Raw genomic sequence first — 24,112 nt, 5'->3', positions numbered from 1 at the left:
CTCAACGCAGCGCCTGCTCCCAGGCTGTCGGATCGAAGCCCACCAGCAGGCCGCTTGAATACTCCACGACGGGCCTCTTGATGCAGCTGGGGTTCGCCGCCATCAGAGCGACGGCCTTGTCGGCATCAAGGCCTGTCTTAGCGGCATCTGGCAGCGCCCGGAACGTGGTTCCGCGGCGGTTGAGCAAGACTTCCCAACCCACCTGATCTACCCACCGCACTAGCTGCTCACGATCCACCCCCTGCTTTTTGTAGTCGTGGAAGCGGTACCCGAAGCCCTGCTGGTCAAGCCAAGCGCGCGCCTTCTTGATCGTGTCGCAATTCGGAATGCCAAACATCGTCAGTGTCATCACAGCCTCTTAACGCCAGTCCTGCCCATAAACAAAGCGGATGCGGCAGCTGATCATCAAGGCCGCTGACCGCGACGTGCCAGGCGGCCAGCCAGGGACGAAGCCGCACCCGCAGGGATGGCCAGCAGGCATAGGAACAGGAAACCGACGCCCCACAGCGGGCCGGAGCCGTTGTTGAGCCACATGATCGGGAGCTGGCAGAAGGTAAACAACGCTCCCGCCACCCATCCCAAGCGCCGTAGCAATACCCCCGCTCCGGCGGATAGAAGGATCGAACCGGGATACCATAGCGCCCAGTAGGCTTCGGCATCCCAAGGCTCCTCAACGCCTTCAACGTGACTGACCAACAGCCAGTAGGCGTGGCCGACAACGAGCACTACAAAGATCGGGAGCGAGCGCCTCAGCATACGCGCTTCTTTCCCGCACTTGGAGCCACATAACAGGTGCTCATGTGATTTCCCGCTCGAAGTGGTGAATGCGGGGATTGGCGCAGGCGAAGAGGGTATAGTCCTCGTAGTACTCGGCGAGGCCCCTGCCCTGAACCGGGCCATGCTCGACGTGGCGCGCCCAAGCGCGGGCGGTAGCTTCGTCCGCCCACTCCGAGATAGCCACGACTTCGCCATCCTCCGAGGCGTAGCTCTTGAAAGCGAGATAGCCCGGCTGCTGCACCGCCAGCTCAAGCATGCGAGCCGCGTCAGCAGCATAGGCCGCGGCATCGATTTCGGCACGTTTACGGTTGCGGAAGACGACGAGGAACATGCCCTCTCCATAGCGCCGGCTGGACAAAGCGCCAATCGCGCGACAAAGCCAGCCCCATGAGCGTCAACAGCTTCGGCCACCTTTTCCGTTTCACCACCTGGGGCGAAAGCCATGGGCCGGCACTCGGCGCGGTCGTGGACGGGTGCCCGCCCGGCCTCGCAATCACCGAGGACGCGATTCAGCCCTACCTTGATGCGCGCCGCCCCGGACAATCGAAGTTCACGACACAGCGGCAGGAGCCGGACCAGGTCCGTATTCTCTCGGGTGTGTTCGAAGGCAGGACGACGGGTACTCCGATTTCGCTGATGATCGAGAATGTGGACCAGCGTTCCAAGGACTATTCCGAGGTGGCCCAGGCGTACCGTCCCGGCCATGCGGACTACGCTTACGACGCCAAGTACGGCTTCCGCGATTACCGCGGCGGCGGCCGCAGTTCGGCGCGCGAGACCGCAGCGCGCGTTGCGGCCGGTGGCGTTGCGCGGCTGGTGATTCCGGAAGTGTCGATCCTGGCCTATGTGGTCGAGATTGGCGGCGATACGATCGATCGCGCGAGCTTCGATCCTGCCGAGATCTATCGCAATCCCTTCTTCTGCCCCGATGCCAGCGCCGCCGAGCGCTGGGCCGAGCAGGTCTACGCCGTGCGCAAGGCAGGCTCGTCTATTGGCGCGGTTGTGGAGTGCGTCGCAACGGGAGTGCCCGCGGGCTGGGGCGCGCCATTGTATGGCAAGCTGGACGCGGACCTCGCCGCTGCGATGATGGGGATCAACGCGGTCAAAGGGGTGGAAATCGGCGATGGCTTCGCTGTCGCTCGCCTCACTGGTGAACAGAACGCCGACCCAATGCGTCCAGGAGCGCAAGGGCCTATGTTCGAGGCCAACCACGCGGGCGGTATCGCGGGCGGGATCTCGACGGGACAACCGGTGGTGGTGCGCGTCGCCTTCAAACCCACCAGTTCCATCCTTACACCACAGGCAACGATCACGCGCCCGGGCGAGAACGGACAGTCCGAAGCAACCGAACTGTTCACCAAGGGGCGCCACGATCCCTGCGTCGGCATCCGAGGGGCGCCGGTCGTCTCGGCAATGATGGCGCTGGTGCTCGCTGACCACAAGCTGCTGCATCGCGGTCAGTGCGGCACCTGACGCATAAAAGAGCGATCGTAGTTTCGTTCGATTGATCGCCAGAGCCGCACAGTCCGCCGACCGGTGATCGACAGTAGCGATCAAGCCAATCGGAGCTTCCGGCTACAAACTGACACCTTCAGAGCCTATCTCCCGTTGCGGTAACTCACCATGCAACGAGGGAGACACATTCATGGGTATTGTCGGAAGCACCATCAAGCCGTTCAAGAACACGGCGTTCCAGGCGGGCAAGGACTTCTTTGACGTCACCGAGAAGGACATCGAAGGCAAGTGGGCTGTGTTCTTCTTCTATCCCGCCGATTTCACCTTCGTCTGCCCGACCGAGCTGGAAGACCTTGGCGAGCAGTACGAGACTCTGCAGGGCATGGGCGTTGAGGTGTTCGGCGTTTCAACCGACACCCACTTCAGCCACAAGGCCTGGCACGACACGTCCGAGAAGATCGGCAAGCTCAAGTACGCGTTCCTGGGTGACCAGAACCACGCTCTCACCAACAACTTCGGCGTGCTGCGTGAAGGCGTTGGCCTTGCCGACCGTGCGACCTTCGTGGTCGATCCGGACGGCGTGATCCAGCTCGTCGAGATCACTCCCGAGGGCGTGGGCCGCAACGCCACCGAACTCGTCCGCAAGATCAAGGCTGCCAAGTACTGGCGCGAGCACCCCGGCCAGGTTTGCCCGGCCAATTGGGAAGAAGGCAGCGAGACGCTCGCTCCTTCGCTCGACCTCGTCGGCAAGCTCTGATTCGCTCGAATTATACGATCCAGGCGGCGCCTGACGCTGCCTGAGGAGCGGCCCCGGGGCTCACCCCCATCAGCCCCGGGGCCGCCAACCTCCTCCAAAGACAAAGACCCGGAGTTTCGACCATGCTCGACGCCAATCTGAAGCAACAGCTCTCGCAATATCTCGGCATGCTGCGCGAGCCGATTGAGCTCGTCGCCTCGCTTGGCGACGATGCGAAGTCGGCGGAAACGCGCGAACTGCTGGAGATCATATCCGACCTTTCCGACAAGGTCACCGCCACGTTCGATGGCGACGACGCGCGCCGCCCCAGCTTCATCATCCGCCGCGCCTCCGACGCTACGAAGTGGGTCCGCTTCGCCGGGCTGCCACTCGGCCACGAGTTTACCTCACTGGTGCTGGCGTTGCTGTGGGCCGGCGGCCATCCGCCTAAGGTTTCTGACGAGACGCTGGAGCAGATCCGCAATCTGGAAGGTGATTTCGAGTTCGAGATGTACTTCTCGCTCTCGTGCCACAACTGCCCCGACGTGGTGCAGGCGCTCACCCTGATGGCGCTTTATAATTCGCGAGTCACCGCGACCCTGATCGAGGGCGGCACGTTCAAGCAGGAAGTCGACGAACGCGGCGTGATGGCCGTGCCTGCGGTTTTCCTGAACGGCCAAATGTGGGGTTCGGGCAAGATGAGCGTGGAGGAAATCCTCGCCAAGCTCGACACCGGAGCCGAAGCCCGCGCCGCGGCCAAGCTCGCCGACAAAGAACCTTACGAAGTGCTGGTCATCGGCGGCGGCCCTGCGGGAGCAGCCTCGGCCATCTACACGGCGCGCAAGGGCTTCCGCACCGGCATCGCCGCCGAGCGCCTCGGCGGCCAGGTGCAGGACACGATGGGCATCGAGAACTTCATCTCCGTACCCTACACCGAGGGGCCGAAGCTTGCAGGTGCGCTGGAGCAGCACGTTGGGGAGTACGACATCGATTCCATGAACCTGCTGCGGGCTGAAAAGCTGATCCCGGCCAAGCAGCGGGGCGGCATGCACGAGGTCGTGTTTGCCAACGGTGCATCGCTCAAGGCTCGCTCAGTAATCCTCACTACCGGCGCGCGCTGGCGCAACCTCGGCGTGCCCGGCGAAGCCGAATACCGCAACAAGGGCGTTGCCTACTGCCCGCACTGCGACGGACCGCTGTTCAAGGGCAAGCGCGTGGCCGTGATCGGCGGCGGCAACTCCGGCGTGGAAGCCGCGATCGATTTGGCCAACATCGTCGGCCACGTCACCCTCATCGAGTTCGACAGCAAGCTACGCGCCGATCAGGTGCTGCAGGACAAGCTGCGCTCGATGCCGAACGTCGACATTCTCACCTCCGCCCAGACCACCGAGGTCGAGGGCGATGGCGAAAGAGTGAACGCGCTCGTCTACAAGAATCGCGAGACTGGCGAGGAGCACAAGATCGAGCTGGAAGGTGTGTTCGTGCAGATCGGACTCGTGCCCAACACTGAGTTCCTCAAGGACTCCGGCCTCGAAATGACGCGCTTCGGCGAGATCGTCGTGGACGCGCACAATGCCACCAACCTGCCGGGCGTCTTCGCGGCGGGAGATGCGACGACGGTGCCGTACAAGCAGATCATTATCGCCATGGGTGAAGGCTCGAAGGCAGCGCTCAGCGCGTTCGACTACCTGATCCGGAACGAGGCAGTCGAAGATATCGCGCAAGGCTTCCAGGAGGCTGTCGCGGCAGAGTGAAGTCCTCGGGTCGCACTGAAGGCTGGAGGGCGGTGGTTTCAGGACTGCCGCCCTTTCTGTTTACAAGCTCGCGGCGAATTTGCTCGATCAGCGCCGCCGCTTTAGAATGATGTAGACGGCGCCTGGCCCTCCGTGCCGCCGATGAGCCCCGCGAATGGCGGCGATGGCACTCGCATGCTCGCTGGCGCCGAGCCAGTCCATCAGCTTGGCCCGGATGGCCCCGCGCGCAGTGCCCCGATCGGCAGCTTCGGCGGGACGCGGCTTTCCAGTGACCACGAGCACCACTCGGGCGCCCATGGCCTTGGCTTGCGAGAGCCCATGGATCAGGCGGCTATATGCCTGATCCAGCGTCGAGCCGTGAAGATCGAGGCTGAAATCCGGCTCCATACCGCCGCGTGCTACCTTGCGCTCCCACGACGAATCGAGCCCAACCTTGTCGTGCCCAGAGCGAGCAGGAGGTGCGGGCCGCACAGCTGTGCTGGAGATGACGCTGCCGGTCTGACGTGCTTTCGGGTGCGGCGCGGAACCAGGGGGCGAACTCGCCGCTTGCGGCAATGGCTCCTTCGGGAGCTGCGGCGCAGCATCGATACGGGCCGCCTTTTGCGGGTTGAGGGGCTTCACGGTCTCCGCCACTCTACGCCAGACCGCGGCTTCCTCGGGGGATAAGCGCCGGGGCGGCCTCATCTTGCGCGCAGGCGGTCGAGCGTTCCCTTGGGAAGCAGGACGTAGGCCCGGCCGCGCCCGCTCATACCGCCGGCAATTCGCCGTGCATCCTCACCTGCTCCCCAGAAGGTGTCAAAGCGATTGGCACCCTTGATGGCGCCTCCGGTATCCTGCGCCACCCACAGTCCGTTTGCCACAGGGCGGTCCAGATCGAGCCAGACCGGCGCGCCCAACGGTACGAACCTGGGATCAGCCGCGACAGAGCTCTCCGCCCGCACTGGCACTCCCAGAGCACCAATCGGCCCGTCACCGGTAAGCTCCCGAAAGAAGACCCAGGTCTTGTTTTCGCGCATGAGAGCCCTGCCCTCAACCGGATTCTCCCGGATGTATTGGATGATGCCCTGCATCGAGCCGGGGTACTTGCCAGGACCTTCGCCCACCAATCCCCGCTCACGCATGAGAGCGCCGATACCTGTATACGCGTGCCCGTTCTGGCCCGCGTAACCGATCCGCATCATGCCCCCGTCAGGCAGCCGAATCCTTCCGGATCCTTGAACCTGCAGGAAGAAGAACTCGACAGGATCGCGAACCCAGGCGATCTCCAGGCCTTTGCCCGCAAGCGCACCATTCTCGATCTGCGTGCGATCATAGTACTGAGAAAAGCGCCCGTTCGCGTCGTAGCGGCCGATGGGCATGCGCCCGCTGGCGAGCGGTGGCGCGTCTCCCGGTCGAGCGCGAACGAGGTCTGCCGGCAGGGCGTAGACGGGGACCTCGTAGCCGGGGAGGCGCACGCGCGATCCGGCAATCTCGGGCTCGAAATAACCGGTCGCGAAGGCACGGCCGTCACCGACCTGAACGGCCTCGAAATACCGGTCGAAGAAGCTCTCAGCTTGACCATACGGCCAGCGTGCGAAAGCGTCGCACGCAGCCGTCCAATCGCCGGGTTGAGTTAAGCCGCTCACGTCGGCGCGCGCTGTCAGCTTCGGACAGCTTTCGCGGAACGAGAGCATGGCCGCTGCGGCATCGTCTTGACGGATGCGCAGCGAGGAAATTGAAGGCCCTTCACGCAGGCCAAGCTGGAGCGCGGTCTCCGCGGACGGCAGCGGAGGTGGCGTTGACGGCCTATTGGCCTCCGGCACCAGCCGTCCGCAAGCGGCCGCCAGCAAGGCCAAGCCACAAGCGGCTGCGAGCCGAACCCCACGCCGCAAGTGCAAGATCAGCCCTCGTCGGTCTCGTCGAGCAACCAGTCCGGATCGGGCGAGGAGACATCGCGGCTGAAAGTCCAGATATCCACCGCCTCGATCGCGTCATCCAGGGAACCGGCAACGACAGCACCTTCTGCGTTGCGCGTGACTGCTGCGATGTCACTGCGGAAGCGCACGGTTATCCGAGCGCGGTTGCCTTCCAGGCCAGCCGCAGTGATCGTGCTATCTTCGATTCGGATGAGGCGGTTGTCCAGCGTTTCGCCAGCTTCGTGCCGCGCGTCGATGGCAGCGGCAAAGCCGTCCGAAACCGCCGGATCGCACAAGTGGCGCAGTTCTTCCTTGTCGCCTTGCCAGAAGGCTTCGAGGATCATGCGGTATGCACTGCGTGAACCATCAATGAAGGCAAAGGGATCGAAGCGACGATCAGCTGCGGCGATTTCACGCAACCCACGCTCTACCGCCGGAGACACCGCAGGCATTTCGCGTTGGCGCGCGTTGGCTGGGCCAGTCCCGTCTTCTGACTTCGCAGGCGCCTGAACGCGTGGCGCACCAGCGGTTCCGCGGCGCCCCTCGACGCGACCGGGTACCGCCTCTTCCTCGTGCTCGGCTCTACGGCCCAACACAGAATAGAGACGCAGCCCCAAAAAGGCCGCGATCATCGCCAGGATTACGATTTCGACCGTCACGTCTAACTAACCGTCCTTCCTCTCCGTCGGATAGTCCGACAGCATAGCCCCAGATAGGTAATGTTTACAAATGAACAACGCGTGAGTTGCCGCGAAACTCTAAAAAAAGCGCCAGTCGGAGAGCATTCTGGATACGGCCGGATAGAAGTGGATCACGCTTCACAAAGGCGGGGGACAAGCGACTCGCGCATTGCCGCCGGGCCGCGCCGATGCTAGGCGCGCCCGCTAACACTACCGACCACTTCTTGAGAAAGCACCGGGCACAATGGCCGACGAAGGCAACATTATTTCCGACCTGAACGTGGATGGCGGCAACGGCGACGACAATGCTCCTGCCGCGGGAATCATCTCGCAGTATGTGAAAGATCTGTCGGTCGAGAATCCCAACGCCCCGCAGAGCTTCCAGTGGCAGGATCAGCCGCAAATCGACGTGCAGTTCAACATCGGCGCCAACCCGATCGAGGGCGAAGTCCATGAAGTGGAGCTGAAGATCGTGGTGACGTCCCGCAGCGATGCCGGGACAGCATTCGCGGTAGACCTTAGCTACTGCGCGCTGGTCGGCATGCGCAACCTGCCGGATGCGCAAGCGCACGCCTTCCTGTTCGCAGAGGCGCCGCGCATCCTGTTCCCCTTCGCTCGCCATATCATCGCTGAAGCCGTCCGCGATGCCGGGTTCGCGCCCCTGATGCTGGAGCCGATCGACTTCAACGGGCTCTATGTGCAGCAGCTCTCCTCGCAGCAGGGGGCCGGTGCCCCGCCCGCGGGGAACGCTTGATCATACGGTGGGGATGAGTCTCGCACTATGGGCCTCATCCGCAACGTTGGGACGATCGGCGGGCTGACAGCCGTCAGCCGCGTATTCGGCTTCGTGCGCGACATTCTGCTCGCGCGCGTGCTGGGCGCAGGTCTTGCGGCCGATGCATTCCAGCTCGCCTTCGTCCTGCCTAACACCTTCCGCCGCCTCTTTGCCGAAGGCGCCTTCTCGGTCGCCTTCGTGCCGATGTACACGCGCGCGCTCCACGGCGAGGAAGGCGAGGCCGCCGCAGTGCGCTTTGCCACCGATGTACTCGCCGTGTTCGTCTGGGTGCTGCTGGGCTTTTCCGCGCTCGCCATGTTGGCGATGCCCGGTATCGTATGGCTCCTCGCCAGCGAATATCAGAGCGTTCCCGGCAAGTTTGAACTTGCCGTTGCGCTTAGCCGCCTGACGTTCCCCTACCTTGGCCTTGTGAGCCTGGTGGCGATGTTCTCGGGCGTACTCAACGCGCATTCGAAATTCGCGCCTGGCGCCTTCGTGCCGGTGTTGCTCAACATCACGCTGATCACCGGCATCGTCGTGGGCTATTTCCTGCGAGAGGGTGGCGGCGATGACATCACCGTTGCCTGGTCCCTCGCGGCGGCAGTGTGTGCGGCGGGCGTGGTTCAGCTGGTCTACATGGCGTGGGCCACACGCAAGGCAGGGGTTCGGCTGACACTTACGATGCCGCGCCTCACGCCCGAAGTCAGGCGCATGGGCATGCTGATCCTTCCTGCCACCTTCGGCGCGGGCATCTACCAGATCAGCCAATTCGTCGACACGTTCTTCGCGACTTCTCTGGAACAGGGATCGCTCACGCTGCTGAAGTATGCCGATCGGCTCAACCAGATGCCCCTCGGCATCGTCGGCATCGCTCTTGGCACCGCGATCCTTCCGATGCTGGCGCGGCAGTTACAGTCGGGCGACGAGGACGGCGCGCAACGCCTGCAGGCGAACGCGGTCGAGATGGCGACACTGCTCACGATCCCCGCCGCCGCAGCGCTGGCTGTCTGTGCTCCGGCCTTCGTCACGGCCTTTTTCGTGGGCGGCAAGATGACCCTGGCTGACGGTGCGATCATGGCTCAGATCGTGGCGGCGCTCGTCTGCGGGCTGCCGGCCTACGTTCTGGTCAAAGTGTTCCAGCCCGGCTTCTTCAGCCGCGAGGACACGCGCACGCCCGTGTGGATTGCCGCGGGGTCGCTGGTCATCAACATCGGCGTCAACTTCATGGTCATACCGCGCTACGGCATCGTCGGGCTGGCTGCCGCGACCGCCTTCACCTCGACACTCAACGTCGCGACACTCTACGCCGTCCTTCACGCGCGCGGCTGGTTCCGGATGACGCCGACCCTCATCGCGCGGATCGCGCGGCAAGGGGTGGCCGCAGCAGTGATGGCGTTCGCTCTTTGGCTGCTGCTGCCATTGATGGCCGAGCGTTATCATGGCAGCCTGTTCGAGCGCGCATGGTCGCTGAGTGTCCTCGTGGCTGCGGGGGGGATCGTCTTCTTCAGCATCGCCTGGCTCGTAGGCGCGCTCGACAAGAGCCACTTCGCCCAGCTACGGCGGCGCCGACCGGCCAAGCAGCCGGCTAATCTTTCGGAATAATCAGGTCCTGCACATGCGCATCGTCTCCGGCATCCAGCCTACCGGCAATCTGCACCTCGGCAACTATCTGGGCGCAATCCGCAACTGGGTGCGCATGCAGGACGACGCGCAAGCTCAGGGCGGGCAGTGCCTGTACTTCCTGGCAGACCTCCACGCGATCTCGATGCCGCACGTCCCGGGGGATCTTACGTCCAACACCCGTGAGATGGTTGCGGCACTGGTTGCGTGCGGGATCGATCCAGAGCGTTCGATCCTGTTCAATCAGGCGCAGGTGCCGCAGCACGCCGAACTGCAGTGGCTGCTGAACGGCACGGCCCGGATGGGCTGGCTTAACCGCATGACTCAGTGGAAGGACAAGGCGGGCAAGAACCGTGAGGGTGCCAGTGTCGCACTATTCACTTATCCGGTGCTGCAAGCCGCCGACGTCCTGCTTTACCAAACCACCCACGTGCCAGTGGGCGACGATCAGAAACAGCATCTGGAGCTTGCCCGCGACATAGCGCAGAAGTTCAACAATGACTTCGCGTCCGAAGATGCGCCGGTTTTCACGTTGCCGGAACCGTTCATCCCGGCTGAAGCTGCCCGGATCATGAGCTTGCGCGACGGCTCGGCCAAGATGAGCAAGTCTGACCCTTCGGACATGAGCCGAATCAATCTCACCGACGATGCCGATACGATCATGCAGAAGGTGAAGAAGGCCAAGACCGACCCCGAACCTCTGCCTTCCGACAAGGAGGGTCTGGCGGGGCGTACCGAGGCGACCAACCTGGTGGGCATTTTTGCCGCCATGTCGGGCGAAAGCGTTGAAGGCGTGCTGACCCGCTTTGGCGGAGAAGGCTTTGGCAAGTTCAAACCCGCTCTGGGCGAGTTGCTGGTGGAAAAGCTCGCGCCGATCAACCAGCGCTTTGTGGAGCTGCGCGGCGACCACAGTGCGCTCGACGCTATCCTGAAGAGCGGTGCTGAAAAGGCCCGGACCCTTGCCCTGCCCACATTGGACGCGACGTACAACGCGCTGGGCCTCGTACGCGGCTGAGCCGGGAGACACCCGGTCAGCCGGATGGGCCCACAAGTGCAGCACGGCGCCTGATCCACGCGCCTGACAGGGCGCTCACCGCGGCAAGCGCGTCGAGACCTTGGGGATCCTGCTTGTGGTCGCCCGCGATGAGGAGGCCGAACACGCGTGCGACGCTCCAATCCGCAAAGGGGCGATCAACAAGTTGCATCACATCGCCCGCGGCAACCTCGCCTTCCTCAAGCACTCGGTAGTACCACCCGGAGCGTCGCGACCTTATCATCGACTTCATCACCGCGGCGCCATCGAAACGGTGATCAAGCTTCCAGCAGGGCTGCCGGCCCTGAGTGACTTCGACGAGCGCCGAGCCCAGGCGCCACTTGTCGCCGATGCAGACCGCGTCCTCGGTCAGCCCATGCGTGGAGATGTTTTCGCCAAATCCGCCAGGCGCGCTCAACAACGGGTGGTGACCGACGGCTTGCCGCCACCACTCATAGTGGTCTGCGGGATAGTGGTGGATTGCCTTCTCCGGGCCGCCATGAACGGAGAGGTCCGCTTGCTCATCACCCGCGAGACCCAACGTAGCCACGTGCACGGGGTCGGTTGCCGGCCGCTTTGCAATTGCGCTCGATTCGGTGCCTCGGAACGGCACGGCCTTTCCGCAGTTGATCGATAGAATCGGGGTCGTCATCGCAGATCGAGTTTCCTACATTCAAAAGTGCAGAGGCGAGCGGGAGTGCACAACAGGATCATGGACGCCCCCGAGTGCATTTTGCCGCATAAGTGCCTCTATTCAACCGGTATTCAGCCGGACTTATGTAATCGACGGGAAGTGTCTGGGTGAGCCGCGTCGGGAGAGGCGTCTCGGGTCGCTCGACCCATGGAGAACAAAAGCATGACCAAAATCCCCAAAGACGGCCTGGGCCGCTTGCGGGCCGTGGCCGTGGTGATGATGCTGGCGACACTCGCCGCCTGCGCTTCGCCGTTCCGCGCCGAGGTTTCGCGATTCCAGTCGCAACTTCCAGCCCCGGCTGGCCAGACATTTGCAGTGGTTGCGGACGATCCATCCATGGCCGGTGGCATCGAATTCAACAACTACGCACGCCTTGTAGAGGCGAAACTGGCGCAGCAGGGTTACACTCCTGTGGCGAATCCTGAACAGGCGCAGCTTCTTGTCCGTTTCGATTATGGCGTGGACAAAGGTCGCGAGCGCATCCGCTCCACCGGAGTGGGCGCTTACCCGGCATGGAGCCCATGGTACGGCTATGGCCCCTACGGTCCATGGGGTGGATATAGCCGCTTCGGAGGGTTTGGCGGCTTCGGTGGCCCGTGGCGCTATGGCTGGTACGATCCGTTCTTTGACAACGGCGTCGAAAGCTACACGGTCTACACCAGTGGCGTCTCGCTGAAGATCGATCGCCGTGCAGATAGCCAGCGACTTTTCGAAGGTGAGGCAGAGGCAGTTTCGACCTCCAACAAGCTCCAGTACCTGGTGCCCAATCTGGTAGAAGCCATGTTCACCAACTTCCCCGGGAACTCGGGAGAGACCGTACGCATTACCGTCGCGCCAGAGAAGACCAGAAGATAATCGAGCTCCCTCAGGGGAGGCACCGAGGGACGGGTTCGCTGCGAAGCGAGCCCGTCCTTTTTTTATGCACTTCAACCTGCCGCGTAGGATCAATTCCCCAGCGAGACCACTCCGCCGGTCGATCCAAATCCGCCCTCGCCTCGTTCCGTATGATCGAGCTCATCCACCTTCAGCCATGATGCTCGCGTTACCGGAGCCAGCACCAGTTGCGCCACGCGATCGCCGCGCCGGATCTCGAACACCTCGGCTCCGTGATTGATCAGGATCACCTTCAACTCACCACGGTAGTCAGAATCGATCGTGCCGGGCGTGTTTGGCACGGTAATCCCGTGCTTCAGCGCCAGGCCCGACCGCGGCCGCACTTGTATCTCGAACCCGTGCGGAATCGCGAAGGCCAACCCGGTTGCCACCGGGTGCCGTGCGCCGGGCGCGAGCGTGACGTCCTCCGCCGCGAGCACGTCCATGCCAGCAGCTCCCTCAGTGGCGTAGGCCGGCAGTTCCAGCCCTTCGAAGTGAGGAAGACGCTTGACGGGTACGGGCACGTTAGAGGGCGAGTGCATCTGCAATCCTTTCGACGAGGATGCGCGCGACGTCCTCCTTGGGCATCTCTGGCAGGCTCACCACATCGTCAGCGCGCACGATGTGGACGGCATTGGCGTCTCCGCCCATGACGTCTCCCGAGACGTCATTGGCTACGATCCAGTCGGCTTGCTTGCGCAGCCGCTTTTCCTGCGCATGGCGGATCACATCCTGAGTCTCGGCAGCAAAACCGATCAGCAGCGACGGGCGCTGCGTACTGGTGGCTACGGTCGCGAGGATATCCGGGTTCTCTGTCAGCAACAGCGCAGGAGGCGCAGAGCCACGCTTCTTCATCTTCTCTTCGGCAACCGTGCTCGTGCGCCAGTCTGCGACGGCGGCCACCATGATCGCCACATCCGCCGGGAGCGCCTGCCTGACTGCTTCCGCCATCTCTCTAGCGGTCTCGACGTCGACACGGTCGACACCGGGAGGCGTTGCCAGGTGGACAGGCCCTGCAACAAGCGTGACACGCGCACCCGCTCGAGCGGCGGCGGCAGCAATGGCAAAGCCCTGCTTTCCTGAAGAGCGATTTGCGATGTAGCGCACCGGATCGATCGGTTCGTGCGTCGGCCCCGCCGTCACCAGCACGTGTCGGCCGAAAAGCGGACGATGCGCGGCATCCTCGAAGTCCGGTTGACCGCTCAGCGGGTTACCGAGAGCAGGACCGGCGGTTTGGTTCAGTGCATCGGGATCCGTCGGCGGAGCGGCGCGAGCTTCGCCCTTGCGGGGCAGCAATGGCTCTGTCTCTGCACCTGCGAGCGGCTGCTCATGCGCGGAGGCCGGCCCCATCACCATCTTCGCGCGCTCGCCGCCGCGAGCGATCATCGAGCCGGACAGGTTGGCAAGAGTATCACTCCCCTCCTCTGCCGCCGAAGTGAAGGCTGGAGGCGCGCCAGTGAAGCCTGACAGAACCCCGGCGCGATCCTCTCCGGGCAGAGGTGCCACTTCCATCGGCTCCAGCCCCAGCGCCCAGGAGATGCGCTGCCACACAGCCAGCGGCTCGGGCAAGCGGCCAGGCCCGAACTCACCACATGCCATGGCGCCTTCTTCGGGTTGCATGACGTCGACGCCGGATCGACGCAGAAGCTGGACGTTTCGCACCGTCGCGGGATGCTGCCACATCCGCACGTTCATCGCGGGCACCGCCATCACGGGTTTGTCAGTTGCCAGCAGCAGCGTCGTCGCGAGATCGTCCGCAATGCCCGCCGCCATTTTGGCCATGAGATCCGCGGTTGCCGGACAGACGACAACAAGGTCCGCTTGCCGCGAAAGCTGGATATGGCCCATCTCCGTCTCGTTCTTGAGATCCCAGAGCGTGGTGAAGACGGGGTTCTCGGACAAGGCCGCAAGCGCCATCGGCGTGACGAAGTGACTGCCGCCCTCCGTCAACACGCACGTCACAGAGCCGCCTTCCTTGCGGATCATGCGGACGAGTTCGCAAGACTTGTAAGCGGCGATTCCGCCGCCCACCACGAGCAGGATGCGCGGGCCAGACATCGCGCCCGCTTCTGCAACAGTGCCGGTTAGCGCGCAATGGCCTTGCGCGCTTGCTCCCCAGGACCTGCAGCTGTCACAAGCGAGCGAAGCGCGCGCGGCGCGAAGATCAGCCCGGCCGTGAGCATCGGGGCGATCATCGCCCCCCAGTAAAAGTTATCCCAACGGCCCGCGATCATGAACGCAAAGCCATACCCAACCGAGATCAGGAACGCGAACGTGCCGGCGGGTGAGCGCCAGCCCGCCCAGCCCAACATCGTCAGCACCGCCAGCGGTCCGGCGAGCCAGTGAGGAAGCAGGCGCAAGTTGCCGGACTGAACGATGTTGCCCAGCCAGCCCGAGAGCCCCCGGAACGCGAGCCAGCTCTCCCCGTGGGGGTCGGTCGGCAGGGTTAAACCGGAAACAATATGCAGGTGTAGGGCAAGCGCGGCCAGGAACGCGACCACCAGAGCGATCCAGGCAGCGGCTTCCTGCCACTGCCGCCGCCACCCGGCGATCGCTCCCATCAACAGCACGAACGGCAGCGAATGCTCTCGAATGAACAGCGCCAAGGCCGCGCACAGGAGAGCAGCCCCCCAGCGCCCAGGCTGTTCCGCCGTACCAGGGCGATGCAGACCAAAAGACAACATAAGCAGCATGCCCGCCCACAACTCGTGCAGGGCATAGTAGTGGGCGTTGACCGCAAGCGACGCTCCTACGAACGCCATGGCCGTCGCGAGCCGGTGCAAGCGCCCGATACCCGGCTCCTCACTGAAGCGGCGCCACCATGCGGCAACCGTCGCCAGCATGATGGCGATCGACATTGGCACGCCAAGATGAAGCTTGTTCAGCCCAGCCTCGATATAGGCCAGGCTCGGCAGCCTCACGGCAAACCCCGGAGTTACTGGAAAGCGGCGCAGGCGATGCTCGTCCGCAATGAAGTCATAGTAATGCTGACCGGCCTCGATCTTGCGGATCACGGCTTCGTAAAGTGCGATGTCCTCATCATCCTGCACAGCTGCTGAGGCCGCGCCCACGTTCTGGGAAATGGCGGCGTTCGGGCGGTCTACCGGGCGCTTCAGCGGCACGATAGCAGACGCGATCAGCAGGAGCAGGAGTGCTGTCAAGCCAAGGCGCGCAGCGCGTGGCGGCCAGTTCGCAAAGCGGTCCCAACAGGGCGCACTGACTTGCGCTACATCACACGCAGAATCCCGCGTGGTGTGGGCTGTCAGCCCAGCAAACCCGATAGCGCCAGAAACCATGCGGCCACACCTCCACCGATCGCGGCGGCAGCATATCCACTCCAATGGTTAGAACGGCGTTTACGAGCCCATATTAAGTCGACTCGCGGCAAGGGTGCCTGCTCTGGCGCACCGCCCTTTGCGGGGTACTTTTCCTCGATCCGCCGCACCAGTGCCGGCAGCCGCAGCAGCGTATCGAGATCGGTGCGCAGACGGTCGGCGATGAAAGCCTCGGGGCCCAACTCGTCGCGGATCCAGTTGCGCACGAACGGCGCAGCGACATCCCACATGTTGATCTCGGGATCGAGCGCCGTCGCCAGCCCCTCGACCATGACCATCGTCTTTTGCAGCAGCAGCAAGTGCGGCTGGGTCTGCATGTCGAAGTCGCGGGTGATGGCAAAGAGGCCGTCGAGCATCTGGCCAACCGAGAGTTCGCTGACCGGTTTCCCCCGCATCGGCTCGCCCACCGCGCGCAACGCCGTCGCGAACTCCTCGAGTGAATGGTAGGAGGGCACATACTGCGCCTCAAAGTGGATCTCGGCCACGCGGCGGTAATTGCCGGTGGTGAGGCCATAGAGGATCTCCGCCAGCCATTGCCGCGCCTGACGGTCTATTCGGCCCATGATCCCGAAGTCGATCGCGACGACCGTCCCGGCGGGATCGTGCGGATCGGGCTGCACGAAGAGATTGCCCTGGTGCATGTCGGCGTGGAAGTAGCCGGCGTTGATCGCCTGAGTCAGAAACGCCAAGACAAGCCGTCTGGCCAGTCGCGGCATGTCGATCCCGGCCGCACGCAGCGCCGCCATGTTGCTGATCTTGATGCCGTCGATCCACTCAACCGTCATCACATGGCCGTTGGTGCGGTCCCAGTCGATGTGCGGGACGCGGTATCCCTCGTACCCCTTCATCGCTTCGGCGAGTTCAGAGGCTGATGCGGCTTCCCGGCGCAGATCGAGTTCGCGCAAAGTCCAGCGCTTGAGGTTTGCAATGACCGCGCGCGGGCGCAATCGAGATGCCTCGCCGCCAAGCGCCTCAAGGTGCGCAGCGGCCCACTCGTATGTTTCGATGTCGCGCGAAAAACGCTCGCGCACGCCGGGGCGCAGCACTTTGACCGCGACTGTCGCGCCCTCGTTCGTCGTGGCGCGATAGACTTGCGCGATCGAGGCGGACCCGATCGGCTGGGGATTAAACGATGCGAAAAGCACCTCAAGCGGCGCGCCGAAGCTGTCCTCAATCTGCCGCTTAACCAGTTCGAAGGGCAGAGGCGGCAGACTGTCCTGCAGGCTCAGCAGATTGCGTGTCGCCTCCTCGCCGACGATGTCCGGTCGAGTGGCAAGTGTCTGCCCCAGCTTGATCGCCGCAGGGCCGATCTCCTGGAAAGCGCGTGCGTAATCGGGAACGCGCGGCTGCCGCGTCCCGAATCGCGCGATGCGGCAGAGCCGCCGCACCGGCAACGGCGTGTTGCGCCCTTCCTCGATGATGCGCAGCGCTCCATGCCGCGCAAGCACGCGCCCCCACTTAAGCAGGCGCAGTATGTGAGTGGCAGGACGCGTCACGCGCAGACTCTCGCTTGTGGAGCCGTCACGCCTTCCAGCCGCTGTGGATCGCCACGAGGCCGCCCATGATTGGCTCGACCTTGGTGTGCACGAACCCGGCCTGGCGGATCATTGCCTCGAACTCCGTCATCTTGGGGAACTTGCGGATCGATTCGACCAGATAGCGATAGGAATCCGCGTCGCCTGCGATGGCCTGACCCAGCTTCGGCACCAGGCGGTGTGAGTAAGCGTCATAGACTTCCTTGAAGCCCGGCCACTCCACTGTCGAAAACTCAAGGCAGAAGAAGCGGCCGCCATAGCGCAGCACGCGGAAGGCCTCGGAGAGCGCCTGATCGATATGCGTCACGTTCCGGATCCCGAACGCGATCGTGTAAGCATTGAAGAAGCGATCGGGGAACGAAAGCTCCTCTGCATTCTGCCGCGACCACACAAGGCCATCGATCCCGCGCTGCATGGCGCGTTCCACGCCCACGTCGAGCATGTCCTGGTTAATGTCGCTCACCGTCACCTGCGCCCCTCGCTCGGCCAGGCGGAAGGCGATGTCGCCCGTGCCCCCCGCCATGTCGAGAATCGCTTCGCCCTCGCGCGGCTTTACCCGCCGTACGAAGCGGTCTTTCCATAATCGATGCATGCCGCCCGACATCGCATCGTTCATCACGTCGTACTTGCGCGCGACGTTGGAGAACACGGAGCCGACTCGCTCAGTCTTCTCCGCGGGGCTGACCTCTTCATAGCCGAAGGAAACGGTATCGCTCATGCACTCCGCCTTACGGGGATTTGACCGGAGCGCAAAGGCCAGAGCGCGGAAGTGACCCCAAGGTTCAGGGCAAGTGCCGATCACCGCCTCATCTCGCGGTTTGCGCAGGCCATCCTATATACGGGCGCGATGCCTGAACTTCCTGAAGTCGAGACCACTGTGCGCGGCCTTGCGCGCTATCTGGAGGGTGAGCGGATCGCTCGCGTCACGCTGAACCGCCCAGACTTGCGACGCCCATTCCCAGACGATCTGGTTCAAGCGCTTACCGGAGCTCGCGTCACGACGCTGGGACGGCGCGCCAAGTATGGGCTGGTGCATACCGAGCGCGGCTCCACCATGGTCTTTCATCTCGGCATGTCCGGCCGCTGGCGGATTCAGCCGGTCACTGCTGAAAAGCACGACCACCTCGTGCTCGAGACGGGGTCAGGCCATGTACTTGCACTCAACGATGCGCGCCGCTTCGGTTCGGTGGACCTTGTGGCCACGGACAAGCTCGATAGCTGGGGGCCGCTCGCCGCAATGGGACCCGAGCCGCTCGGTGAAGAGTTGACCCCCATGCACCTGCAGCGCGCGTTTTCCCGGCGCACCGCTCCTGTGAAGCAACTCCTTTTGGATCAGGGAATCGTCGCCGGACTGGGCAACATCTATGTCTGCGAAGCGCTGCATCGCTCGCGAATCCGGCCCGACAAGGAAGCTGGGCGCGTAAGCTTGCCCGCGCTCAAGCGACTGGTCCCGGCGGTGCGAGACGTCCTCACCGAATCGATAGCAGCAGGTGGCTCGACCATTCGCGATTATGCGCAGCCTTCAGGCGAACTCGGCTACTTCGCCGCCTCATGGCAGGTTTACGGCCGCGAAGGTGATCCATGCGCCTGCGGTTCCGTGGTAGAGCGCTTCGTGCAAGGTGGACGCAGCACCTTCTGGTGCCGCAAGTGTCAGACGTAGACGCCGCGAGAGAGACGCGCGAACACCAGCACATGCTTGACGATTTAGGGGCATGTCGCTAAGGGGCGCCCTTCCCGGTGAGTCCGCTCGCCAGCATAACTTTCAACCGACAGCGAAGGCCGCGATCGGCCAGTACGAGGACAGACATGGCCAATACGCCGCAAGCCCGCAAGCGCATCCGCCGCAATGAGCGTCGCGCAGAGATCAACACCAACCGCGTGAGCCGTCTCCGCACCTTCGTAAAGAAGGTTGAGACTGCGATCGCCGGCGGCGACAAGACCGCTGCAGCCGAAGCACTCAAGGCCGCCCAGCCAGAGCTGGCACGTGGCGTCGCCCGTGGCGTGCTTCATAAGAACACTGCAGCGCGCAAGATGTCGCGCCTGTCGAAGCGCGTCGCTGCGCTGTGACTTGATTCGGCTCCCGTTGAGCTGAAAACAGTACGGAACAAGAACGAAGGCCGGGGGGAAACTCCCGGCCTCTTTCGTGTCTGTCGAGGATGCGACAAGCGCATTTTCGCAAGCCCCCGGAATTGCTACGATTCGTGACCCAAACGAAGACAAGTACTTGAAAACGAATACTTAATTTGACTATTAAGGTTTTGCGTCAGTGCCCCGGCTGTCAACTGCAAATAGTTTTTTTATTTGGGGACGCGCTCTTGCCTTGGCGGCTGATGCCTTCCTAGAAAGGTCCACGGCCGTCGCGGAACGTGCCTGGGTCGAAATCGATAGCGTGCAAGAACTGGGTCGCAAATAATCGTTTGCAACCGACGGCGGAGTTATGCCCGGCAAAGTGCCGGAGAGATGCCGGAAATCAGGATGCGGGCAACTCGAAAGCAGGAGGCGGTCGGGGTGACGGGAACTTCAGCATTACAGCCGGCAATGGTCGCGGGCAGGAAAGTGAAAGCAGTGCGGGTGGAAATGGAAGAGGATCAGGAAGCGTTGAACCTGGCGGCCGATTGGGCCGACATCAGCCAGGGGCTGCGCAAGGACCTCGGCCAGCAGGTCCACAGCCAATGGATCAAGCCGATCCAGCCAGGCAACTACTGCGGCGAGACCGGCACGCTCGATCTCTATCTGCCCACCGAATTTTCGGCCAACTGGGTCGCTGACCGCTTTGCCGATCGGCTCTCGCTGGCCTGGAAGATTGCGCGTCCCGACGTGCGCCACGTGCGCATCTTGGTGCACCCTGGTCGCCGTCCGCTTCCGGAACTACGCCTGGGCAATGGCGGCAACCCTCGCCGCCCCGCCAACGATTCCGCGCAAGGTGCTTCTGATTCGCTCAGTGCGGCTCTTGAGGGGGAGGCTTTCGCTTCCTTGGGCCAGGGCGCGGCAGGAATCGACGCCTCACAGACGTTCGCATCCTTCGTGACCGGCACCAGCAATGTGCTTGCTTGCAACGCCGCGCAGCGCATGGCAGCACCGGAGACGCCACAGTTTTCGCCCCTGTATCTCAAGGGCGCTACCGGCCAGGGCAAGACCCACCTCCTGCACGCAATTGGCCACGCGTATCTCGCTAGCCACCCGCAAGCGCGCATCTTCTACTGCTCTGCAGAGCGCTTCATGGTCGAGTTTGTGCAGGCCTTGCGGCACAACCAGATGATGGAATTCAAGTCGCGCCTGCGCGGCTTCGATCTGCTGCTGGTGGACGACATTCAGTTCATCATCGGCAAAGCGAGCGCGCAGGAAGAGCTTCTCTACACGATCGACGCGCTGCTGCAGGAAGGCAAGCGCCTCGTCTTCGCCGCTGACCGGGCTCCCCAGGCCCTCGACGGCGTCGAGCCGCGCCTCCTGTCGCGTTTGTCCATGGGTCTCGTCGCTGACATCCAGGCTGCCGATATCGAACTGCGCCGCTCGATCCTCGAAAGCCGCCTCACTCGCTTCGCGGCGGTTCAGGTTCCTGCCGATGTCATCGAGTTCCTGGCCCGGACGATCAACCGCAACGTGCGTGAGCTCGTGGGGGGCCTCAACAAACTGATCGCTTATGCGCAACTTACCGGGCAGCAGGTTTCGCTCCAGCTCGCCGAAGAGCAGCTGACCGACATTCTTTCAGCCAACCGCCGCCGGATCACGATCGACGAGATCCAACGCACGGTCTGCCAGTTTTACCGCATCGACAAGACCGAGATGAGCTCGAAGCGTCGCGCGCGCGCCGTCGTGCGCCCCCGCCAGGTCGCCATGTATCTCGCGAAAGTGCTCACGCCCCGCTCCTACCCGGAGATCGGTCGCAAGTTCGGGGGGCGTGATCACTCCACGGTCATCCACGCTGTGCGCCTGATCGAGGAACTGCGCACCCGCGATGCCGATATGGACGGCGACGTTCGCAGCCTGCTTCGGCAGCTCGAAAGCTGAGGCCCGCAACGGGTCTGACTACTTAAAGGCCGGTACCAGCTTCCCGGTCTTGTTCATTTAGCTCGGACGATCAGGCTTTCGCCGTACCGCGGCTCAGCCCACGTGCCACGAAGATATCCAGCGCGGTGGCGCCCACTACAAAGGCGATGGCGCCCCACACATTCTGGCTGCGCGGCGACTTCCTCGCTGCAGCACCGAGCGCAGCCAGATCCATCGCATCGCCTGCAACACGGTTCCATACGGCAATGGGACGCGAGGGAGCAGCAAGCAGGCCGGCACCGGCCAGAACTTCTCGCGCGCCAAAGCCGCGGATTAGGCCTTCGCTGCCGCGGGCGTGGAGCTTGCCGGCAATCCGACGAGAGCCCATGAGCTCAGCCGCGCCTAGCGCAAATGAGAACAGGCCAAGGCCGATGCTGAATTTTCTGTAGTCCATGCGTATCTCCAAAACGGCGTCTCGGAAGAACAACACCACGCGCAGGTGGCCGTTCCCGCTCCTGAAGTCCGGTTCGTGGCGCCGCCGAGCCACCGCACCGTGCTTTCCATCAGCATCGCGGTGCTCTATGCGGGCGAGCATGAATCCCCTCTCATCCACTAGCGCAAATCTGCCCGCTTCGTACTGGCAGGCAGCTCAGCGCGGGACCTTGTGCAAATGTCCGCGCTGCGGCGAAGCACGGCTGTTTCGCAAGTGGCTGAAGTCAGTGGAGGCTTGCGCTTCATGCGGACAGGACTGGTCCGATCACCGCGCGGACGACTTCCCTGCCTACATCGCAATCCTCGTCACCGGCCACGTGCTTGCACCGTTGATGATCGCGTTACCGCTCGACTACGACTGGTCGCCGCTGGCCGTCTTTGCGCTGCTTATTCCGCTTTCGGTTGCTATGATGCTGGGCATGTTGCAGCCGGCCAAGGGTGCCGTGATTGCGACACAGTGGTGGCACGGGCTGCACGGCTTCGTGAAAGAGCGCCAGCCGGAGCCAGGCCCGACTTCGAGCGAATGAAGCCGACCTCATGAGCCTTGCGCCCGATCGTCTCGCACGGTTCGCCCGGCACATCGTTCTGCCCGAAGTGGGCGGAACCGGACAAGTCGCGCTTGCCCAGGCGCATGTCGTGCTTGTCGGGTGCGGCGGGATCGGTAGCCCGGCGCTCCAGTATCTCGCCGCAGCCGGCATCGGACGACTGACATTGATCGATTCCGACACGATCGATATCAGCAACCTGCAGCGTCAGACGATTTTTGCGCCGTCAGATGTGGGCCGCTCGAAGGCGGAAGTTGCAGCCGAATGGGTGCAGCGCTTTGATCTTGGCCTGGAGGTTCGCGCGCTGGTCCAGCGGGTCGATCAGGAAAACGTCGCGCACGCCCTTTCCGGCGCCACCCTTGTACTGGACGGCTGTGACAACTTTGCGACTCGCCTGATCGTCTCGGACGCTTGTGTCGAAGCCCGTGTCCCTTTGACAAGCGCTGCAATCGGCCGCTTTCAGGGCCAAGTCGCGAGTTTCGCCGGGCACTTGCCCGACCAGCCCTGTTACCGCTGCTTTGTCGGCGACGCGTTCGACGCCGAAGATTGCGATACGTGCGCGGCGGACGGCGTGCTGGGCGCAATGGCGGGAATGGTGGGCACTTTCGGCGCGATGCAGGCCATGCGCGTGCTGTTGCAAGGGCAAGCGGCGCTTGGCGATCCACAGTTCGGCAAGCTGCACCTGCTCGACGGCCTCGCGCCTTCGCTGCGCGCCATCTCGATCGTCAAGGACCCCGACTGCAGCGGCTGTGGCGGCAGCAAGCCAGCTTGACGATGGGCACTTACGACCTCAGCCGCTTCGTCGATGCCCAGGAAGGAAGCTACACCACGGCGCTTGCCGAGATCCGACGTGCCGCGAAGCGAAGCCACTGGATGTGGTACATCTTCCCCCAGATCGCCGGGCTGGGCCGTAGCGGGATGGCGCAGCGCTACGCGATTGTATCCCTGGACGAAGCACGGGCGTACCTCGCGCATCCGATCCTGGGCGCTCGTCTGCATGAATGCGTTGCTGCGCTCAACGCGCTGAGCGACACCAGTGCCGAGCACGTGTTCGGCTCTATTGACGCGACGAAGCTGCGCTCCTCGCTCACCTTGTTCGACGCAGCCGGCGCGCCGTTCGCAGCCACGATCGAGCGTTGGTTCGGCAGCCGCGATCCCAGCACCCTGGAACTGCTATCGGCAGCCCAGCGCTAGCCGCGGGCAGCTGAAGCCAATATTTCGTCAACCCAGACTGGGACGAGCTTCGTCGCCGCCCCTTGGCGCGCCTCATCAAACCAGAGCGTGCCTTGAGAGCGCTCCAGATTGAGTTCCAGCGTGGCTGCCCCAAGGTCGCGAGCCTGCCGCACGAAACCCGCCGCGGGGTAGACAGCGCCCGAAGTTCCGATCGACACGAACAGATCGGCAGCACGAAGCGCATCGTAGATCCGCTCCATCTGGTAAGGCATTTCACCGAACCACACGACATCGGGCCTGAGTGCCGCCTCACCGCACTCAGGGCAAGGCGGGCGGTGAAGCAGCGGCTCGGCCCACGGCGAACGTACGTCACACGCCGTGCACCACGCCAGCAGGTGCTCGCCGTGCATGTGCAGGACACGCCTGGCGCCCGCACGCTCGTGCAGGTCATCCACGTTCTGCGTCACGATCAGCAGATCGCCGTCCCACTCGGTGTCGAGCCGCGCGAGGGCATGGTGCGCTGCATTCGGCTCCTTGGTCTGGATCGCCTCCCGCCGCATGTCGTAGAAGCGCAGCACCAGGTCGGGGTCACGCGCAAAGGCTTCAGGTGTCGCCACGTCCTCCACGCGGTGCTGCTCCCACAGGCCGCCTTCGGAGCGGAAGGTGTCGATGCCGCTCTCGGCGCTCACCCCGGCTCCGGTAAGGATGACGATGTTGCGGATGTTCTTCATCGCCGCCATGAGACACCGCCAA

Annotated in this window: 27 protein-coding genes; 13 read left to right on the top strand and 14 right to left on the bottom strand. The window is 63.5% G+C overall.

Features of this window, described 5'->3' with window-relative positions:
* Nucleotide 1: 1 nt before the first annotated feature.
* Genes ABVV53_RS08090 through ABVV53_RS08080 form a run of 3 tightly spaced genes read right to left on the bottom strand, consistent with a single transcriptional unit; the run spans nucleotide 2 to nucleotide 1,108 of the window.
* Nucleotides 2–349: an ArsC family reductase gene (locus tag ABVV53_RS08090; RefSeq protein WP_353983879.1), complete on the bottom strand. Its 348-nt coding sequence runs from the start codon at nucleotides 347–349 to the stop codon at nucleotides 2–4.
* A gap of 56 nt (nucleotides 350–405) precedes the next feature.
* Nucleotides 406–756, bottom strand: a complete 351-nt coding sequence (locus ABVV53_RS08085; RefSeq protein ID WP_353983878.1) for a hypothetical protein — start codon at nucleotides 754–756, stop codon at nucleotides 406–408.
* A gap of 40 nt (nucleotides 757–796) precedes the next feature.
* A complete protein-coding gene (locus tag ABVV53_RS08080) occupies nucleotides 797–1,108 on the bottom strand; it encodes an antibiotic biosynthesis monooxygenase family protein (protein ID WP_353983877.1) in 312 nt (103 codons plus the stop codon).
* Nucleotides 1,109–1,164: 56 nt separating this feature from the next.
* Between ABVV53_RS08080 and aroC the strand changes: the two genes are divergently transcribed.
* The 3 genes from aroC (at nucleotide 1,165) to ahpF (ending at nucleotide 4,722) form a co-directional block, all read left to right on the top strand.
* On the top strand, nucleotides 1,165–2,250 hold the full coding sequence (aroC, locus tag ABVV53_RS08075; protein ID WP_353983876.1) for a chorismate synthase: 1,086 nt from the start codon (nucleotides 1,165–1,167) through the stop codon (nucleotides 2,248–2,250).
* A gap of 172 nt (nucleotides 2,251–2,422) precedes the next feature.
* Entirely contained in the window at nucleotides 2,423–2,989 is a 567-nt protein-coding gene (gene ahpC, locus ABVV53_RS08070; protein ID WP_353983875.1) for an alkyl hydroperoxide reductase subunit C, read from the top strand.
* Nucleotides 2,990–3,111: 122 nt separating this feature from the next.
* The gene (gene ahpF / locus ABVV53_RS08065; RefSeq protein ID WP_353983874.1) at nucleotides 3,112–4,722 is read left to right on the top strand and encodes an alkyl hydroperoxide reductase subunit F; all 1,611 of its coding nucleotides are present in this window, start codon (nucleotides 3,112–3,114) and stop codon (nucleotides 4,720–4,722) included.
* 87 nt (nucleotides 4,723–4,809) lie between these two features.
* On the opposite strand, the gene ABVV53_RS08060 is transcribed toward ahpF, so the two are convergent.
* The 3 genes from ABVV53_RS08060 to ABVV53_RS08050 are packed head-to-tail and all read right to left on the bottom strand — an operon-like array spanning nucleotide 4,810 to nucleotide 7,276.
* On the bottom strand, nucleotides 4,810–5,406 hold the full coding sequence (locus ABVV53_RS08060; protein ID WP_353983873.1) for a Smr/MutS family protein: 597 nt from the start codon (nucleotides 5,404–5,406) through the stop codon (nucleotides 4,810–4,812).
* The gene (mltA, locus tag ABVV53_RS08055; RefSeq protein ID WP_419956769.1) at nucleotides 5,403–6,602 is read right to left on the bottom strand and encodes a murein transglycosylase A; all 1,200 of its coding nucleotides are present in this window, start codon (nucleotides 6,600–6,602) and stop codon (nucleotides 5,403–5,405) included. Before mltA ends, ABVV53_RS08060 begins: the two co-directional genes overlap by 4 nt.
* Entirely contained in the window at nucleotides 6,602–7,276 is a 675-nt protein-coding gene (locus ABVV53_RS08050; RefSeq protein WP_353983872.1) for a Tim44/TimA family putative adaptor protein, read from the bottom strand. The genes mltA and ABVV53_RS08050 overlap by 1 nt, the downstream gene beginning before the upstream one ends.
* A gap of 265 nt (nucleotides 7,277–7,541) precedes the next feature.
* Between ABVV53_RS08050 and secB the strand changes: the two genes are divergently transcribed.
* Genes secB through trpS form a run of 3 tightly spaced genes read left to right on the top strand, consistent with a single transcriptional unit; the run spans nucleotide 7,542 to nucleotide 10,707 of the window.
* Complete coding sequence (gene secB, locus ABVV53_RS08045; protein ID WP_353983871.1) at nucleotides 7,542–8,051, top strand: protein-export chaperone SecB; 510 nt, start codon at nucleotides 7,542–7,544, stop codon at nucleotides 8,049–8,051.
* A gap of 27 nt (nucleotides 8,052–8,078) precedes the next feature.
* The gene (gene murJ / locus ABVV53_RS08040) at nucleotides 8,079–9,674 is read left to right on the top strand and encodes a murein biosynthesis integral membrane protein MurJ (RefSeq protein ID WP_353983870.1); all 1,596 of its coding nucleotides are present in this window, start codon (nucleotides 8,079–8,081) and stop codon (nucleotides 9,672–9,674) included.
* A gap of 13 nt (nucleotides 9,675–9,687) precedes the next feature.
* Nucleotides 9,688–10,707 carry a tryptophan--tRNA ligase gene (trpS, locus tag ABVV53_RS08035; protein WP_353983869.1) on the top strand — a complete coding sequence of 340 codons (1,020 nt, stop codon included), beginning with the start codon at nucleotides 9,688–9,690 and terminating at the stop codon, nucleotides 10,705–10,707.
* Nucleotides 10,708–10,723: 16 nt separating this feature from the next.
* Here the strand turns inward: trpS and ABVV53_RS08030 are convergent, their stop codons facing one another.
* Entirely contained in the window at nucleotides 10,724–11,377 is a 654-nt protein-coding gene (locus ABVV53_RS08030) for an MOSC domain-containing protein (RefSeq protein ID WP_353983868.1), read from the bottom strand.
* Between the two features lie 204 nt (nucleotides 11,378–11,581).
* On the opposite strand from ABVV53_RS08030, the gene ABVV53_RS08025 reads away from it, so the two are divergent.
* On the top strand, nucleotides 11,582–12,274 hold the full coding sequence (locus tag ABVV53_RS08025) for a DUF4136 domain-containing protein (RefSeq protein WP_353983867.1): 693 nt from the start codon (nucleotides 11,582–11,584) through the stop codon (nucleotides 12,272–12,274).
* An 89-nt stretch (nucleotides 12,275–12,363) separates the two neighbouring features.
* On the opposite strand, the gene dut is transcribed toward ABVV53_RS08025, so the two are convergent.
* The 5 genes from dut to ABVV53_RS08000 all read right to left on the bottom strand — a co-directional run bounded on the left by dut (nucleotide 12,364) and on the right by ABVV53_RS08000 (nucleotide 17,880).
* Entirely contained in the window at nucleotides 12,364–12,834 is a 471-nt protein-coding gene (gene dut / locus ABVV53_RS08020) for a dUTP diphosphatase (RefSeq protein ID WP_353983866.1), read from the bottom strand.
* Complete coding sequence (locus ABVV53_RS08015) at nucleotides 12,818–14,350, bottom strand: bifunctional phosphopantothenoylcysteine decarboxylase/phosphopantothenate synthase (RefSeq protein WP_353983865.1); 1,533 nt, start codon at nucleotides 14,348–14,350, stop codon at nucleotides 12,818–12,820. Before ABVV53_RS08015 ends, dut begins: the two co-directional genes overlap by 17 nt.
* A 26-nt stretch (nucleotides 14,351–14,376) precedes the next feature.
* Nucleotides 14,377–15,453, bottom strand: coding sequence for a hypothetical protein (locus ABVV53_RS08010; protein ID WP_353983864.1), 1,077 nt, complete (start codon nucleotides 15,451–15,453; stop codon nucleotides 14,377–14,379).
* A gap of 101 nt (nucleotides 15,454–15,554) precedes the next feature.
* Entirely contained in the window at nucleotides 15,555–17,123 is a 1,569-nt protein-coding gene (gene ubiB, locus ABVV53_RS08005) for a 2-polyprenylphenol 6-hydroxylase (protein ID WP_353983863.1), read from the bottom strand.
* A 25-nt stretch (nucleotides 17,124–17,148) separates the two neighbouring features.
* Nucleotides 17,149–17,880 (bottom strand): class I SAM-dependent methyltransferase, encoded by a 732-nt coding sequence (locus ABVV53_RS08000; protein WP_353983862.1) that lies wholly within the window; start codon nucleotides 17,878–17,880, stop codon nucleotides 17,149–17,151.
* Nucleotides 17,881–18,009: 129 nt separating this feature from the next.
* Here ABVV53_RS08000 and mutM point away from each other — a divergent pair, with 129 nt between their 5' ends.
* The 3 genes from mutM to dnaA all read left to right on the top strand — a co-directional run bounded on the left by mutM (nucleotide 18,010) and on the right by dnaA (nucleotide 21,170).
* Entirely contained in the window at nucleotides 18,010–18,822 is an 813-nt protein-coding gene (mutM, locus tag ABVV53_RS07995; protein WP_353984208.1) for a bifunctional DNA-formamidopyrimidine glycosylase/DNA-(apurinic or apyrimidinic site) lyase, read from the top strand.
* 146 nt (nucleotides 18,823–18,968) lie between these two features.
* Nucleotides 18,969–19,229: a 30S ribosomal protein S20 gene (gene rpsT / locus ABVV53_RS07990; protein ID WP_353983861.1), complete on the top strand. Its 261-nt coding sequence runs from the start codon at nucleotides 18,969–18,971 to the stop codon at nucleotides 19,227–19,229.
* Nucleotides 19,230–19,739: 510 nt separating this feature from the next.
* Nucleotides 19,740–21,170: a chromosomal replication initiator protein DnaA gene (dnaA, locus tag ABVV53_RS07985; RefSeq protein ID WP_353984207.1), complete on the top strand. Its 1,431-nt coding sequence runs from the start codon at nucleotides 19,740–19,742 to the stop codon at nucleotides 21,168–21,170.
* 70 nt (nucleotides 21,171–21,240) lie between these two features.
* On the opposite strand, the gene ABVV53_RS07980 is transcribed toward dnaA, so the two are convergent.
* Nucleotides 21,241–21,603 (bottom strand): hypothetical protein, encoded by a 363-nt coding sequence (locus ABVV53_RS07980; protein ID WP_353983860.1) that lies wholly within the window; start codon nucleotides 21,601–21,603, stop codon nucleotides 21,241–21,243.
* A 139-nt stretch (nucleotides 21,604–21,742) separates the two neighbouring features.
* Between ABVV53_RS07980 and ABVV53_RS07975 the strand changes: the two genes are divergently transcribed.
* The 3 genes from ABVV53_RS07975 to ABVV53_RS07965 are packed head-to-tail and all read left to right on the top strand — an operon-like array spanning nucleotide 21,743 to nucleotide 23,380.
* Complete coding sequence (locus ABVV53_RS07975) at nucleotides 21,743–22,168, top strand: DUF983 domain-containing protein (protein WP_353983859.1); 426 nt, start codon at nucleotides 21,743–21,745, stop codon at nucleotides 22,166–22,168.
* 10 nt (nucleotides 22,169–22,178) lie between these two features.
* Entirely contained in the window at nucleotides 22,179–22,958 is a 780-nt protein-coding gene (locus ABVV53_RS07970; RefSeq protein WP_353983858.1) for a HesA/MoeB/ThiF family protein, read from the top strand.
* A 2-nt stretch (nucleotides 22,959–22,960) separates the two neighbouring features.
* A complete protein-coding gene (locus ABVV53_RS07965; RefSeq protein WP_353984206.1) occupies nucleotides 22,961–23,380 on the top strand; it encodes a DUF1810 domain-containing protein in 420 nt (139 codons plus the stop codon).
* On the opposite strand, the gene ABVV53_RS07960 is transcribed toward ABVV53_RS07965, so the two are convergent.
* Nucleotides 23,377–24,090 carry an NAD-dependent deacylase gene (locus ABVV53_RS07960; protein WP_353984205.1) on the bottom strand — a complete coding sequence of 238 codons (714 nt, stop codon included), beginning with the start codon at nucleotides 24,088–24,090 and terminating at the stop codon, nucleotides 23,377–23,379. The genes ABVV53_RS07965 and ABVV53_RS07960 overlap by 4 nt on opposite strands.
* Between the last annotated feature and the right edge of the window lie 22 nt (nucleotides 24,091–24,112).

Origin of the sequence: Novosphingobium kalidii (assembly GCF_040534015.1) — a bacterium.
Classification (GTDB): Bacteria; Pseudomonadota; Alphaproteobacteria; order Sphingomonadales; family Sphingomonadaceae; genus Novosphingobium; species Novosphingobium kalidii.
This window is presented reverse-complemented; position numbering and strand designations above follow the sequence as displayed.